This window comes from Pseudomonas iranensis, assembly GCF_014268585.2.
GTDB lineage: Bacteria > Pseudomonadota > Gammaproteobacteria > Pseudomonadales > Pseudomonadaceae > Aquipseudomonas > Aquipseudomonas iranensis.
This window is the reverse complement of record NZ_CP077092.1, coordinates 5,570,619-5,584,541: the sequence shown is the minus strand read 5'-3', so window position 1 is coordinate 5,584,541 and position 13,923 is coordinate 5,570,619. Positions and strand designations below refer to the sequence as shown.

The 13,923-nt window shown below is 61.4% G+C and carries 14 protein-coding genes; 4 read left to right on the top strand and 10 right to left on the bottom strand.

Annotation, left to right across the window (positions count from 1 at the left end; translation table 11 throughout):
* Position 1: 1 nt before the first annotated feature.
* The 6 genes from HU724_RS25180 to HU724_RS25155 all read right to left on the bottom strand — a co-directional run bounded on the left by HU724_RS25180 (position 2) and on the right by HU724_RS25155 (position 4,100).
* Positions 2-697 (bottom strand): DUF1190 domain-containing protein, encoded by a 696-nt coding sequence (locus tag HU724_RS25180; RefSeq protein WP_186568809.1) that lies wholly within the window; start codon positions 695-697, stop codon positions 2-4.
* Between the two features lie 18 nt (positions 698-715).
* Positions 716-1,141: a DUF350 domain-containing protein gene (locus HU724_RS25175; RefSeq protein ID WP_016772952.1), complete on the bottom strand. Its 426-nt coding sequence runs from the start codon at positions 1,139-1,141 to the stop codon at positions 716-718.
* Between the two features lie 15 nt (positions 1,142-1,156).
* Positions 1,157-1,807 carry a DUF2491 family protein gene (locus HU724_RS25170; RefSeq protein WP_186568810.1) on the bottom strand — a complete coding sequence of 217 codons (651 nt, stop codon included), beginning with the start codon at positions 1,805-1,807 and terminating at the stop codon, positions 1,157-1,159.
* A 210-nt stretch (positions 1,808-2,017) separates the two neighbouring features.
* Positions 2,018-2,716, bottom strand: coding sequence for a PspA/IM30 family protein (locus tag HU724_RS25165; protein WP_016772954.1), 699 nt, complete (start codon positions 2,714-2,716; stop codon positions 2,018-2,020).
* Positions 2,717-2,733: 17 nt separating this feature from the next.
* Entirely contained in the window at positions 2,734-3,315 is a 582-nt protein-coding gene (locus tag HU724_RS25160) for a YjfI family protein (protein WP_225914461.1), read from the bottom strand.
* Between the two features lie 230 nt (positions 3,316-3,545).
* Positions 3,546-4,100, bottom strand: a complete 555-nt coding sequence (locus HU724_RS25155; RefSeq protein WP_186568811.1) for a cysteine hydrolase family protein — start codon at positions 4,098-4,100, stop codon at positions 3,546-3,548.
* Positions 4,101-4,201: 101 nt separating this feature from the next.
* Between HU724_RS25155 and HU724_RS25150 the strand changes: the two genes are divergently transcribed.
* The 3 genes from HU724_RS25150 (at position 4,202) to HU724_RS25140 (ending at position 7,339) form a co-directional block, all read left to right on the top strand.
* The gene (locus HU724_RS25150) at positions 4,202-5,203 is read left to right on the top strand and encodes a GlxA family transcriptional regulator (protein ID WP_186568812.1); all 1,002 of its coding nucleotides are present in this window, start codon (positions 4,202-4,204) and stop codon (positions 5,201-5,203) included.
* Positions 5,204-5,481: 278 nt separating this feature from the next.
* Positions 5,482-6,591 carry a DUF3182 family protein gene (locus HU724_RS25145; RefSeq protein WP_186568813.1) on the top strand — a complete coding sequence of 370 codons (1,110 nt, stop codon included), beginning with the start codon at positions 5,482-5,484 and terminating at the stop codon, positions 6,589-6,591.
* Positions 6,581-7,339, top strand: coding sequence for an alpha/beta hydrolase family protein (locus tag HU724_RS25140; RefSeq protein WP_016772959.1), 759 nt, complete (start codon positions 6,581-6,583; stop codon positions 7,337-7,339). The genes HU724_RS25145 and HU724_RS25140 overlap by 11 nt, the downstream gene beginning before the upstream one ends.
* Before the next feature lie 96 nt (positions 7,340-7,435).
* Here the strand turns inward: HU724_RS25140 and HU724_RS25135 are convergent, their stop codons facing one another.
* Genes HU724_RS25135 through HU724_RS25120 form a run of 4 tightly spaced genes read right to left on the bottom strand, consistent with a single transcriptional unit; the run spans position 7,436 to position 11,410 of the window.
* Entirely contained in the window at positions 7,436-8,422 is a 987-nt protein-coding gene (locus tag HU724_RS25135; protein ID WP_024014510.1) for a lysylphosphatidylglycerol synthase domain-containing protein, read from the bottom strand.
* Positions 8,419-9,693 carry a cardiolipin synthase ClsB gene (gene clsB / locus HU724_RS25130; protein ID WP_016772961.1) on the bottom strand — a complete coding sequence of 425 codons (1,275 nt, stop codon included), beginning with the start codon at positions 9,691-9,693 and terminating at the stop codon, positions 8,419-8,421. Before clsB ends, HU724_RS25135 begins: the two co-directional genes overlap by 4 nt.
* A complete protein-coding gene (locus HU724_RS25125; RefSeq protein WP_056790768.1) occupies positions 9,690-10,487 on the bottom strand; it encodes an endonuclease/exonuclease/phosphatase family protein in 798 nt (265 codons plus the stop codon). Before HU724_RS25125 ends, clsB begins: the two co-directional genes overlap by 4 nt.
* A complete protein-coding gene (locus HU724_RS25120; protein ID WP_186568814.1) occupies positions 10,484-11,410 on the bottom strand; it encodes a DUF72 domain-containing protein in 927 nt (308 codons plus the stop codon). Before HU724_RS25120 ends, HU724_RS25125 begins: the two co-directional genes overlap by 4 nt.
* 387 nt (positions 11,411-11,797) lie before the next feature.
* Between HU724_RS25120 and HU724_RS25115 the strand changes: the two genes are divergently transcribed.
* Positions 11,798-13,900 (top strand): mechanosensitive ion channel family protein, encoded by a 2,103-nt coding sequence (locus HU724_RS25115; RefSeq protein WP_186568815.1) that lies wholly within the window; start codon positions 11,798-11,800, stop codon positions 13,898-13,900.
* Positions 13,901-13,923: the final 23 nt, after the last annotated feature.

Below are 13,923 nucleotides of genomic sequence, written 5' to 3'. Positions count from 1 at the left end.
GTCAGCTGCTCGAGCGTCCGGAACTGCTGCCCCAGCCACCCCAACCGCTGCGGGCGCTGGACTGGCTGCCGAAGCCGCCGCGCGAAGTCGACGACGCAACGTTCACCGGTTTGCTCTTGCTGCTCTCGTAATCCGACTGGCTGCGCGAGGTTGTGTCAGCTCGGCGGTACTGCGTTGAGGTGTTGTACGGCTGGCGCGTTTCGCGATCACGGTAAACGGTGCGTTCGGCGTTGTTGCTCATTGCGTTGCCGATCAGCCAGCCGGTCAGCCAGCCATTGCCGCCGCCACCTGAGCCACCGGAATAGTGCGAGCCGCCGTGGCTTGCGCTGCTGCTGGTGTCGCCCGCCGGCATTTGCGAATTGGCGATGGCATCGAGATCCTGCGGCGTCTCGGCATTGCCCGGCACTTTGAAGCCGCCGAGTTTCGGCACGAAACGACCATCGGAATTTTTCTGACACCAGCCAGCGGCAAAGTCTGCGTCGCACTTGGCCTTGTCGGTGTAGGCCGGGGCGATACGCCGGTGCTCGTTCAGTGCGGCGACGTAGGCGCTGGAGCAGAGATCGGCGGCCACTTCGGCGTCGACACACTGTTCAACGCTCTGGAAATTGCGCGGCTGATCCAGCGCCGCTGCTTCACCGGAAATCGCCATCGCCACCGATGCGGCGAGGGACAATTGCACGTATTTGCTGCGTTTCATCGAGAGGCTTCCTGCCGGTCAGTGGGACGGGGTCATGCACGCGGCATTGAGCATGCCGACGCTGATCGCCACGGCGGCGACATAAATGCCGGCGGCGACTTCGCCGTTGGCGATGCGCTGGGACGTGCCCTTGAGCACCAGCCCGGTCGCAACGAATGCCAGCAATTGCACGACGGCGGCGATGACCGCCCAGAGGACGAAGTCGAGCACGTTGACCGAATACGCGATCACGTTGCTCGCCGGAATCGCGAAACCGATGATCGCCCCGGACAGGGCAATGGCGGCGGCAGTGTTGCCGGCGCGGATCAGCTCGAATTCCTTGTGCGCGGTAATGCGCGTGTAGACGAATTGAAACAGCATGAACAGCAACACGGCGCCGATCAGGTAGACGACAAAACCGACCAGCGCGGTTTTGTTCAGGGAAACGGCCAAGACTTCCAGCATGAAAAACTTCCTTTTTTAAATGGCGCTCAAATCAGTCGTGTACAGCGAGATGCCCAGCGAGGTGCTCAGGCTGACGGTGCCTTCTTCGTCCTGTTCGACGGAGAACAGCAGCAGTTCGCGGCGATCGGTCAGGCCGGTGTCGCGGGCATACAGCATGGCGTGGTGCTTGATGGTGTAGGACTCGTCCGGGTTGACCACGTGTTCGGTCATTGGCACCAGTTCGGTCTGATGCAACTCGGTGCCCCATTCGCGGGTGTATTCAACACCGTCGTGGGTGTAGGTCGGCAGACCGATCAGGCTGTTGGGGCCGGCCAGACGCTGCAGTTCGGCGTCACTGTTGACCGTTACATAGCTGAGGTAATTGAGCAGGGTGACCGACTCGACCTGATCGTCGCCGGTGACGTGGATCTGCACCCAGAAATCCTCTTCGTTCATGTAGTAGCGGTGCAGCTTGTTGGACTGGCCGAGATCGACCCAGCCGGCGCTCCACACCGCTTGATCGAATGGCACCCGCACCGAGGTCGAGCCTTCCAGCAGCAATGCCAGGGTCGTGTCGAAGCGCACGCCTTTGCCTTGTGCCATGCCCAGTGGACCGCTGGCGCCGGTGCTCGTTGGCGCAGCGGTCTGCCAATTGCTGGTGCCGAGCAAGTCTTTAAACCATCCCATGGGTACGTTCCTTGAAGCGGGTGGAGGTGTTCGGGGGTGAAAAAGTGGCGGTAGTGTAACGGGCGAAGCGGTGAACGAGCAGAGGCAATTACGCCGCAAAACCATGTGGGAGCGAGCCTGCTCGCGAATGGGTTGTGTCAGTCACTCGATTATTTGACTGTCACGACGCTTTCGCGAGCAGGCTCGCTCCCACAAGTTACCGTTCAGTCATTACTGCGCGGACTTCTGTTTCAGCCGCTCAAGGATCGCATTGGCGCTGCCTTCGTTCGGCGTGATGCCGGCGTCGCGCAGTTTGCGTTCCAGGTCGTTGCCGGTGGAGGCGTCGGCCAGTTCGTCTGCGGCGTTCAGTTCGGCAGCGCGTTGCTGCTGCTTGGCTTGCAGGCGGTTCAGGGTGCCGACCGCGGTTTCCAGTTTGCCGTTGGCGCCGCCGCTGGCAATCGAGGCGCTGACCTGGGCTTTCTGCACGCTGTCGCGGGCCTTGGCCATGTCCACTTGCTGGCGCAGGCTCTTGATTCGCGATTCGGCTTTGCTGATGTCTTTGCGCATGTTGTCGGCGTAGGCGCCGAATTCATCGCTGAGTTTCTTCTCGGCAGCGAGGTCGTTGGTCAGGGTCGAAATCGCTTCGGCCACTTCCAGCGCCAGGTCTTCACGGCCGGCATTCAACGCGGCTACAGCCTTGGCTTCGAGGTCCTTGATCTTGGCGTCGTATTCGCTGACGCGGTCGGCGGCCAGTTTGTGCTTGGCCATGATCGTCACCAGTTCGCGGCGGGCATTGGACAGCGCGGTGTCGGCGTCGCGGATTTCCTGATCGAGGATGCGCAGGGCCTGCTGGTCGGCGATGGCTTCGCCGACTTCATTGGCGCCGCCGCGCAGTGCGGTGAACAACTTGCTCCAGATGGACTGAGTCATTGGATATTCCCTGTTGATTACTTGAAGAAGTGTTCGAAGGCTTCGCTGGCGCGCTGCACATTGTCGACCAGGGTTTTCACCTCGGTAACGACGTTGGTCAGGCTCGAGTCTGCGCTGAGGGCGCCGAACATGTTGTAGACGGTCTGGCCATTGGGCATCGACTCGATCCCGATCGACGACAGCGGGAACATCTCGCGGCTGCGCAGCACGGCATCGTTGAACGCCTGGACATTGCTGATCGAATCGATGTCCACCAGCACGGTGTCGACGATGATCTGCTGGCCGGCCAGGGCGATGTGAATCGGCAGGCCGCCGAATTCGTTCATTTCCAGCTTGATGCTCGGTTCGGAGCTCTGGATCAGGGACAGCGAAATCTCTTGGGAAGCCACCTCGTCCAGCGCCTTGAGGGCATTGAAGAGGCTGTCGATGGTCCAGTTGTTGCCTGCGCTCATGTATTTCTCCGACATGAAAGAGCCAGCCAGAATCGGTTGGCGTAGCTGTTGCTCCATTTGCTTGAGCAAGCTTCGGTTTTCCGGAAGCACCCAAGTTTCGTGTTTCACATAACCGGCGGCGGCCAGGCCTGCGCGCATCTGCTTCATGTAGAAGCTCGACGGTTTTTTCGCTGACGTCTTGCCACGCTCGCCCTTGGGGCTGGCTGCGGCAGGCGTCGGAGTGCGGCTTGTCATGGCTGGAATCCGGTTATGAGCGTCTCACGCGTGGGCCACACTACAACCAATGCAAAGTGCCATCAATGACTCACGCGTGAGATTTTCAAGACAGACGCAAAAAGGCCCGCAACGGGGCGGGCCAGGGGATTGCGCAGTTGTTGCTAGGCGTTGCTGCCCAGGAACTGCTCAGTCGATACCACGCTGGCATAGGCGAAACCCAGCGCCGCCATGAAGGCTGCGTGCACGTGGGCGGCCGGCACCGTCAGGCCGTTGAATTCCAGATCACGGCTGGCGCAGGCATCGTGAATCACGGTCACGCTGTAACCCATGTCCGCCGCCGCGCGGGTGATGCCATCGACGCACATATGGCTCATGCTGCCGACCACCACCAGGTCGGTGATGCCTTGTTCGTCTAGCACCGCTTTCAGTTCGGTTTCACGGAACGAGTTGACGAAGTGCTTGAGCACCACCGGCTCATCGGCATGGTTGAGCACTTTCGGATGCAGTTTCGCGCCCTCGGAGCCGGGAGTGAAAAACGGTGCCTCGTCGGAAGTGAATTCATGCCGAATGTGCACCACCGGATCGCCCGCTGCGCGAAAGGCTGCGATCAGCCGTGCGGCGTTGTCCGCAGCGGCGTCGGCGCCGACCAGCGGCCACTTGCCTTGGGGGAAGTAGTCGTTCTGGATATCGACTACGATGAGCGCTTGCTTGGCCATGGGATTGTCCTCGAGGCAGTGATTGGGTGTGGTCTCAGTATTGACGCTGGCCGAGGATTCGAGGATTGGCCGCACCGACAATAGACGGGGGAAAACTGACAATGGCTGCACAAAGAGCCGCCACCGCTGAACTGGGCGTGCTGATTTACCCCGGCGCGCAACTGGCGGCGGTGCACGGTCTGACCGACCTGTTCGCGGTGGCCAACCGCATTGCCGCCGAGTATCAGGCTGTGCAATTGCCCTTGCTGCGGGTCAGTCACTGGCAGGTCGAGGGCGAGCAGTTGCCGACGCGGGTTTACGACAGTCATCCGGGCGACGAGGACGTTTTGCTTGCCGTGCTGATTCCGCCGTCTCTCGGCGGGTTCGATGCGGCGCAGATGACCGCGAGTCTTGCGCAATGGCTGCGCGATCAGCATGCACACGGCGCGACCCTCGGTGGTGTTTGTGTGGGCTCGTTGATGCTCGCTGAAAGCGGCTTGCTCGACGGTCGCAGCGCCACCACCCACTGGACCTCGGCCCAGGCGTTTGCCGAGCGTTACCCGAAGATCAAACTCAAGGCCGACACGCCGATTGTCGACGACGGTGACCTGATCACCACGGCGGGGCTGATGGCCTGGTCGGAACTGGGACTGCGTCTGGTCGATCGCTTGCTTGGCCCGAGCATCGCCACCGCGACCGCGCGTTTTCTGGTGATGGAACACAGCGACAGCGCCAGTGAATGCGGAAGCAATTTCGCACCGATCCTCAGCCATGGCGACGCGGCGATTCTCAAGGTCCAGCACTGGCTGCAAAGCACCGGGGCGACGGATGTTTCGCTGAACGCGATGGCCGAGCGCGCGGGCCTGGAAGAACGCACTTTCCTGCGCCGATTCCGCGCCGCGACAGGCTTGAAACCGACCGAATATTGCCAGCACCTGCGGGTTGGTAAAGCGCGAGAAATGCTCGAGTTCAGCAATGGCACGATCGACCACATTGCCTGGACGGTGGGCTATCAGGATCCGGGCGCGTTTCGTGCGATTTTCAAGAAGATTACCGGGCTGGGGCCGAGTGAGTACCGGGGGCGGTTTGGTCTGAACCCCGCTCCCAGAACGACGATGAACTAATGTGGGAGCGAGCCTGCTCGCGAAGGCGCTGGATCTACAGAATTGTAGTCGGCTGACACTACGCTTTCGCGAGCAGGCTCGCTCCCACAATGATCGCGGCAGGATGACAGATCGTGCAATTTGCCGGAGTTTTGCGCGCCGTCGTGCAGTTTGAAACAGGCTTCATGCCAGCACAGTCACGGCAGGCTCCCGATTATCGGGCGGTTCGTGGGGATCGCTGATTGGCCTGATCTCTGCAATTTCCTTTGAGAACCCATCGACTGATAAAAGGGGAACGCATGACCCCGACACCCAGCAACAAAATCGTCGTGGCCCATTCGGTGCGTGCCGAGGCGCCGCAACATGAAGTCGAGACCAACAAGGCTCTGGCGCGCTGGCTGGCGCAGATTCTCGGTTGCAAATTCGGCGGCAGTTACGACCCGGCCAAACATTCGGGCCGCGACCTCTATCTGCTGCCAACACAAACCATCGTCGGCGCGGCCCACGCGCAAGCACTTGGCATCAACGGCCCCGATGACTTGTGGGGCGGTTACGTCGAATACGATTTCATCTGCACCAAAGCCATCAGCCACGGTTTGCGCAGTCATCTGGCGCAGGCGCCGCAGGGCTGGTCGCCGCTGTTTTCGGAACGGGTGCGCAACGTTGTGCTCGACGGTCTCAGCGTATTTGCCCTGGAAGATGCACGGCCCGCCGCCGAACATCTGCTGTACGCCGGGCCGATTCGCTTGAAGCCGGTTCACGCTTGCGCCGGTCGCGGTCAGGAAGTGATCAAAAGCCTCGACGCGTTCGATGAGATCCTCGCGCGGCCCGAGGCGCAAAATCTGTTCAAGGACGGCGTAGTGCTGGAGCAGGACTTGAGCAACGTCGTCACCCACAGCGTCGGCCAGTCGTTCATCGGCGGCAAAGTGTTGAGCTACTGTGGTGATCAATACTTGACCGAGGACGGCCAGGGCGAAGAGGTCTACGGCGGTTCGAATCTGCTGGTGGTGCAAGGGGGCTATGACCAATTGCTCGCGCTGGATCTGCCTGATGATGTGCGTCTGGCCATCGAGCAGGCGCAGGTCTTCGACAGTGCCGCCAACGAAGCTTACCCGCGCTTCTTCGCCTCGCGGCGCAATTACGATATCGCCCAGGGCCTCGACGCTAGCGGCAACCCGCGCAGCGGCGTGCTCGAACAATCCTGGCGCATGGGCGGTGCCAGCAGCGCCGAAGTGGCGGCGCTGCAGAGCTTCGTCAACGATCCACAGATGCGCGCGATTCGCGTGTCGTCGGTGGAGACCTATACCGATCAGGCGCTGCCGGCGGACGCCATCGAGGTCTATCGCGGTCCGGCTGAAAACAGCGCGTTTCTTCTCAAATATGTGACGGTCCAATCCTATGACGGCTAGAAGCGAAAGCATTCAAATCGACATTGATGACGAACAGATGAGCGGGACTTTTCTCAGTCCCAAATCGAAAGTCCCGGGGGTGTTGTTTGTGCACGGTTGGGGCGGCAGTCAGGAACGTGATCTGGAACGGGCCAAAGGCATCGCCGGCCTGGGTTGCGTATGCCTGACTTTCGACCTGCGCGGGCATACCGGCGGCACCGGAATCCCGCTGACCCGCGTGACCCGTGAAGACAATCTGCGAGATTTGCTGGCGGCCTACGATCGCTTGCTGGCGCACCCGGCCCTCGACACTTCGGCGATCGCCGTGGTCGGCACCAGTTATGGCGGCTATCTGGCCTCGATCCTGACGTCACTGCGCCCGGTGCGCTGGCTGGCGCTGCGCGTACCGGCGCTGTACCGCGACGAGCAATGGCACACGCCCAAACGCGATCTGGACAAGGCCGACCTGCGCGATTATCGCGGCACGCTGGTGCGCGCCGACAGCAATCGCGCCCTGCATGCCTGCTCGCAATTCACGGGCGATGTGCTATTGGTGGAGTCGGAAACCGACGATTTCGTGCCCCACGCGACGATCATGAGTTACCGCGCCGCGTGTCAGCAAACCCACTCGTTGACCCACCGGATCATCGATGGCGCGGATCACGCGTTGAGTGACCCGGTGTCGCAGCAGGCCTACACCTCGATTCTGGTGGACTGGATTACCGAGATGGTGGTGGGGGAGCGGTTGAGCATTATCCAATCCAGATGATCTGTCGCGTGTACCGGCCCCTTCGCGAGCAGGCTCGCTCCCACAGTTTGTGGAAGCGAGCCTGCTCGCGAAAGGGCCATCAGCAGCAATGCATGGTCAGGACGGTTTCTTTTCGATGCGCAACGCCTTGGCCTTGGCTTCCACCACTAGATACATCACCACCGTAATCAACAGCGGCAGAAGAAAATAAATCGCCCGATACGCCAGCAATCCCGCGACCAGACTGCCGCGCGATGCCTCATGCTGCAGCAACGCCACGAACACCGCCTCCAGCACACCCAGCCCCGCCGGAATGTGCGTGATGACCCCGGCAATCGCGCTGATCAACAGCACGCCGAGCACCAGCGGATAATCCAGTTTGCTCGGCAGCAGAGTGAAGATCACCGCCGCCATCAGCGACCAGTTCAGCGCGCCCAAAAGCAATTGCAACACCGCCATGCGCAGCGACGGCAGGTTGATTTCCACGCCGCGAATCGACCACTCGCGGCGCTTGGAAAACTGACACGCCGCCAGATAGCCGGCGCTGACCAGCAGCAATAACACCCCGACCAGTTGCAAGGCCGAACTGCTGAGCTTCCAGCCCGGCGGCATAGTCACCAGACCGCTGCTGAACACCACGCCTGCGATGGTCATGTAGCCGAACCAGTTGGTCGCCAGGCTCAGGCCAAGAATCTTGGCGATGTTGCCTTTGCTTACGCCCAGCCGCGAATACAGGCGATAGCGCATGGCGATGCCGCCGACCCAGGCGCTGAGATTGAGGTTGAAGGCGTAACTGATGATGCCCACCGGCAGGATCTGCTTCCAGGTCAGGTCCTGACGAATGTAGGTGCGGCCGATAAGGTCGAAACTGGCGTACACCAGAAAGCTCAGCAGGGTCAGGCTGGCGGCGATAATCAGCGTGCGCACCTTGAAATCGGCAAGGGTCTCCAACACCTCGGCCCATTCGATGCGGGTGGCGAACATCGTCAGCAGGACGATCAGCGCGAGGAAAAACAGGATGGTCAGCGGACGTTTCCAGCGGCTCCATTTCGACGGCGCCGCTTGTGCCGAATGGCTATCGGAGTGCACTTCGGAATGACTCATGGACGCGCACCTCGGAAAGGCTTCAGACGCGGTTTATGCGCCGGCAGCCAACCGGCCATGGCCGGGAAGTGCCGCAGGAAGTGGAACACCAGAAAGCCCACGGTCATGTGCCAGATGCGCCCACGCGGCAACAGCTTGGCGTCCATGGCTTTGCAGTGGTTCTGGCTGAGGTCTTCGAGGCGCTCGTACAGGTGCTGATTGAACGCTCGATCGCGGATCAGTACGTTGGCTTCCAGGTTCAGTGACAGGCTCAGCGGGTCGAGATTGCTCGAGCCCACGGTGCTCCAGTCATCGTCGACCAGCGCGACCTTGCCGTGCAGCGGGCGCTGGCAGTATTCGTGAATCTGCACGCCGGCACGCAGCAGATAATCGTAGGTCATGCGCGCCGCCAGTTTCGCCACGAGCATGTCCGGCTGGCCTTGCAGGATCAGCCGCACCTCGACGCCACGGCGGGCGGCGTTGCGGATTTCGCGCAGCAAACGGTAGCCGGGAAAAAAGTAGGCGTTGGCGATGATCACCCGGCGCTTGGCCTTGCGCAGCACCTGCAGATAGACGTCTTCGATATCGGTGTTGTGTTGATCGTTATCGCGGAACACCAGGCGCACCTGGCCGTCGTGATCGGTGAAGGCCATTTCCTCCAGACGCTGGCGCCGGCGTTGCCACCAGAACCGCGCGCGTCCGGGACGACCGCTTTGCAGCAGGGCGAAGTGATGGATATCGGCGACCACCGGGCCCTGGATCTCCACCGAATAATCCTGCTTGGCTTCAGGGCCGAAGTCGGCCAGGTGATCGCCGGAAAAGTTGATCCCGCCGATGAACGCGATCAAGCCGTCGACCACCACGATCTTGCGGTGCAAGCGGCGGAACCAGTTGGTGCGGATGCCTAGGTGCTTCGGCGCCGGATCGAAGATCTGCAAGTGCACGCCGGCATCGCTCAAGGCCGACAGATAGCCAGTGCTCAGCTCGCCACAGCCGAAGCCGTCGAGGCTGACCGTGGTGCGCACGCCGCGCTGGGCGGCTTCGATGAGGATCTGCTGCAACTCGGCGCCGACCTTGTCTTCGAAAACGATGAAAGTCTCCAGCAGGATCTCGCTCTTGGCTGCGCGCATAGCTTCGAACACGCGGGGGAAATATTCCTCGCCGTTCTCCAGCAGCTCTACGCGGTTATTGCTGTGCCATTGATACTCGACGTCAACGTGGCCGGGCTCGCGCACCGGCGGATTCAGCGGGACCGGGTCGACGGCGGATTTTTCCAGTGGCGCACTGTTCATAGTTCAATCTCCACCGATAACGGTGCGTGGTCGGAAAGGTGGGACCAGGGCCGGTTGGTCAATACTTTTGGCCGGCTGGCCTTGAGGTTGCGTACGTAGATGCGGTCGAGTCGTAGCGCTGGCAGCCGCGCGGGAAAACTGCGCGCGGGTTTGCCGTACTGCTCGGCGAACACTTCGCGCAGGCCACAGGGCTTGAGCTGCGCATCGGCACGCTGGCGCCAGTCGTTGAAATCGCCAGCGACGATCACCGGGGCATCGGCGGGCAATTCAGCGAGACGTTGCATCAGCAGATCCAGTTGCGCGTTGCGGTGGCTCTCGCGCAGGCCCAGATGCACGCAGATCGCATGCACTTCGGTGCCGTCTCCGGGCAGGCGCAGCACGCAATGCAACAGGCCGCGGTTCTCATGGCCGCTGATCGACACATCGAGGTTGTCGTGGCGGATGATCTGGAATTTCGACAGCAGCGCATTGCCGTGATCGCCCGCCGGATACACCGCGTTGCGCCCGTAGGCGAATTGCGGCCAGAGGCTGTCGGCGAGAAATTCGTATTGCGGCATCGTCGGCCAGTTGTCGTAGCGTTTCGGATGCTGCTCGTGCGTGCCGTGGACTTCCTGCAGAAACACCACGTCGGCGGCGACGCTGCGCACCGCTTCACGCAGCTCCGGCAGAATGAAACGCCGGTTCAGCGCAGTGAAACCCTTGTGAGTGTTGACCGTCAGTACGGTGAAAGTGCGCACCGAGGGCGCAACCACGGAGCCTTCGTCGGTGAAACCGACCGGTTCGGGAATACTCATGACAGAACTCCTTCTGCGGCAACTTGCCCGGGAGTCGTGGCGAGGTCTCTATCGAGGTCGAAGCGCTGCAAGAGGTTGCGTGCGTCGTAGGGCGCGCGGACTTTGATGTCGTTGTCGAAGTAGCAGAACACTTCGCGGGATTTGCGGGCGCGGGGTTTCAGGCGTGGCGCTATCAGGTGTGCATCCTCCGGCTGTTTACCGTGATGCCAAGCGTCGATGCGCTCGGCCCAGCGCTTGAGCGCTTGTTCGGAATAGCCGCTGGCGTAAAGCTCTTCGGCGCCGTGCAGGCGCAGATAGACGAAGTCGCTGGTGAGGTCTTCGCGGTACGGCCATTTGCCGGCGGTGTCAGCGACCACCAGAGCCACGTTGTGGCGCTTGAGCAGGCGTACGAACTCCGGGTCGATAAAGCTCTCGTGACGAATTTCCACGGCATGGCGCAACGGCTTTTTGCGCCAGGCTTTGACGCTGGCGTGGCCGGGCAGATGCGAATCGTGCTGGCGGGCGAGGGCGACTGCGGCTTGGGTGTCGTGGGGCAGTTGCGCGAGAAACTGGTCGAAACGCTCGGCGTCGAATTTGAAGTTTGGCGGAAACTGCCAGAGGATCGGCCCGAGTTTTTCCTTCAGTTCCAGCACACCCGAGGCAAAGAAATTCGCCAGCGGTTTTTCGATTTCGCGCAAGCGGCGCACGTGGGTGATGAAGCGCGGCGCCTTGACGCTGAACACGAAGTCATCAGGGGTTTCGGCGTACCACTGGGCGTAACGTTCGGGGCGTTGCAGGGCGTAGAACGATCCATTGATTTCGATGCTGTTGACCGCGCGGGAGGCGAACTGCAATTCGCGCTTCTGCGCCAGTCCCTTCGGGTAGAAATCCCCGCGCCACGGGGCGTAGCGCCAGCCTGAAATACCGATGTGAATCGTCGCCATCCCATCCTCCCGTAGAAAGTCCTCGTGTTGCCGATGTTCTGTGATGACTGCGGCGGGGGCGGGAAAGTTTCGGTGGCGTTACGGACGGTCGCGGGTGAAGCGAAGATCAAGAGCTTACCCCCTCACCCCAACCCTCTCCCCCAAGGGGGCGAGGGGGAAGGGAGCAGATCTTCATGCCTCCTGAAATCGCGTACGACTGTGAAGGGAGCAGATCTGCATGGTCTTCAGGACTTGAGTTCGACTCAAGGCGTGCAGTTGGTGATTTTGGTCATGCAACTCGGTCGGCTCCCTCTCCTGGGGGAGAGGGCTGGGGTGAGGGGGCTCTTGAACTTGCCGCGCAATTACCGATCAGTTCCTTACCAGGGTCAGCCACGGGAGATCGGAGCTTTGCGCAATTTCAGGATCGCCATTCTGCTGGGAGCGCTGCTGTGCTTGGGCGTCAACGCATCGCAAGCCGCCGCGCTACCGGGCGTTCCGGCCGCCGCCGATACGACGGAAAAACCCGCCGAACCGGAACCGCTGGTGCAGGGTGGTTTGCTCGGGGCGATCAGTACGAGCATCGACGATGTGCAGGAAAAACTCGATCTCAACGAACACCTGGTCGACGCCTGGCGGCTGCGCGCCGACCGCGCGGCGGATGAGGTCGATCGGCTGGTCAAGCAACCGTCAAACCGCTCGGGCTGGAGCGTGGCCGGGGATTTCCTCACGTTGTCGGGCGTATGGCTGGGCAGTTTCGCCCTGCTGACCGTGCTCGGCAGCCTGTTGGCCAAGCGTCTGCGTGAGGGCCGCTGGTTGCGCACCCGCCAGCGCAGTCAGGATCTGCTCGGCTACGTGCTGCCTTACACTGTGCCGGCGCTGATCTGCCTGCCGCTGACGCTGTATGTCAGCCACTTTCTGCAAGCTTCGGTAGGGCGCGCGCTGGCGCTGTGTCTGGCCTACGCCACCAGCAGCGGCATTTTTTCCACGTCGATGTTGTTGTGCGTGGTGGTGATGTTCAACGTCGGCCACAAGCGCGCCGCCGCGCGAATCATCCGTGAATACTGCCCGCGCCCGCTGTTCCTGATCGGCTTTCTCGCCGCCCTCAGTGATGCCCTGACCAGCCCGCAGATCGCCCGACAATTGGGCGGCAATATCACCAGCAGCATCGCCGTGTTCACCGGGCTGATCGCCTCGGTGATTTTCGGTTTGCTGGTGATTCGCCTGCGCCGCCCGGTGGCGCATCTGATCCGCAATCGCCCGCTCGCTCAGCGTTTGAAACAACCGTCGCTGCAGGAGTCGCTGCGGATATTTTCCGGGTTGTGGTACTGGCCGATCGTGCTGATGGTGCTCGTCTCGGCGGTCAGTCTGATCGGCATTGGCGAGGACAATCAGAAAGCCCTGCGCTGTGCCTTGTTCACCACCGTGCTGCTGATCGCCACGGTGTTTCTCAGCACGGTGTTGCAGCACCTGTTCAAGTCGCGCAAAGCCGAGGCGATCCAGCGCAGCAGTGCTTACAAGGAGCGCTTTCTCAGCCTGTTGCATGCTTTGCTGCGGATCGTCATGGCGATTGCGTTCATCGATATTCTCGGGCGGATCTGGGGCGTGTCGTTGCTCGATTTCGCCCAGAGCAGCACCGTCGGGCGAGCTATCAGCAATGCCTTGAGCAGCATTGGTCTGATCTTCCTGGTGACGTGGCTGCTGTGGGTGGTGCTCGACACGGCGATTCAGGAAGCGCTGAAACCGCCGATGAGCAAACGCGCGGCACGCCAGCCGAGCACGCGGGTGAAAACCATCCTGCCGCTGCTGCGCAATGCGATCAAAATCATCCTCGTGGTGATCTGCGCGATTACCACCATGGCCAATCTCGGCATCAACGTCGCGCCGCTACTGGCCGGTGCGGGCGTGGTCGGTCTGGCGATCGGTTTCGGTTCGCAGCAACTGGTGCAGGACGTCATCACCGGGTTGTTCATCATCATCGAAGACACCCTGTCGATCGGCGACTGGGTGGTGCTTGATTCCGGCCACGCCGGCACCGTGGAAGGCCTGACCATTCGCACCTTGCGCCTGCGTGACGGCAAAGGCTTTGTGCACTCGGTGCCGTTCGGCCAGATCAAGGCTGTGACCAACCAGTCACGCCAGTTCGCCTTCGCATTTTTCTCGGTGCAGTTCACCTACGACACCGACGTCGACAAGGCCATCGAGCTGATCCGCGAGGCCGGCGATTCGATCCGCGAAGACCCGTTCCTCAAGTACAACCTGCAAGGGCCGCTGGATGTGTTCGGGGTGGACAAGATGGACTTGAACGGCGTGGTGTTGACGGCGCAATTCCGCACGGTGTCCGGTGGACAATATGCGGTGAGCCGCGCGTTCAACCAGCGCTTGAAGAAGCTTGTGGATAACACCCCGAACGTGCATTTTGCGCAGACTTATCCACAGCAGGTGCTGTTGCCGAAGCGGCAGGAGGAGGGGGCGGTGGTTGCGGGTGAAGTGCCGCAGGAGTCGCGGACCTGAAGCATGATTTTGGGGTGCAGGGC

Bases quoted from the DNA above. Each gene is read 5' to 3' on its own strand.
- HU724_RS25180 (WP_186568809.1), bottom strand. From the start codon at position 697: ATGAAACGCAGCAAATACGTGCAATTGTCCCTCGCCGCATCGGTGGCG.
- HU724_RS25175 (WP_016772952.1), bottom strand. From the start codon at position 1,141: ATGCTGGAAGTCTTGGCCGTTTCCCTGAACAAAACCGCGCTGGTCGGT.
- HU724_RS25170 (WP_186568810.1), bottom strand. From the start codon at position 1,807: ATGGGATGGTTTAAAGACTTGCTCGGCACCAGCAATTGGCAGACCGCT.
- HU724_RS25165 (WP_016772954.1), bottom strand. From the start codon at position 2,716: ATGACTCAGTCCATCTGGAGCAAGTTGTTCACCGCACTGCGCGGCGGC.
- HU724_RS25160 (WP_225914461.1), bottom strand. From the start codon at position 3,315: ATGAAGCAGATGCGCGCAGGCCTGGCCGCCGCCGGTTATGTGAAACAC.
- HU724_RS25155 (WP_186568811.1), bottom strand. From the start codon at position 4,100: ATGGCCAAGCAAGCGCTCATCGTAGTCGATATCCAGAACGACTACTTC.
- HU724_RS25150 (WP_186568812.1), top strand. From the start codon at position 4,202: ATGGCTGCACAAAGAGCCGCCACCGCTGAACTGGGCGTGCTGATTTAC.
- HU724_RS25145 (WP_186568813.1), top strand. From the start codon at position 5,482: ATGACCCCGACACCCAGCAACAAAATCGTCGTGGCCCATTCGGTGCGT.
- HU724_RS25140 (WP_016772959.1), top strand. From the start codon at position 6,581: ATGACGGCTAGAAGCGAAAGCATTCAAATCGACATTGATGACGAACAG.
- HU724_RS25135 (WP_024014510.1), bottom strand. From the start codon at position 8,422: ATGAGTCATTCCGAAGTGCACTCCGATAGCCATTCGGCACAAGCGGCG.
- clsB (WP_016772961.1), bottom strand. From the start codon at position 9,693: ATGAACAGTGCGCCACTGGAAAAATCCGCCGTCGACCCGGTCCCGCTG.
- HU724_RS25125 (WP_056790768.1), bottom strand. From the start codon at position 10,487: ATGAGTATTCCCGAACCGGTCGGTTTCACCGACGAAGGCTCCGTGGTT.
- HU724_RS25120 (WP_186568814.1), bottom strand. From the start codon at position 11,410: ATGGCGACGATTCACATCGGTATTTCAGGCTGGCGCTACGCCCCGTGG.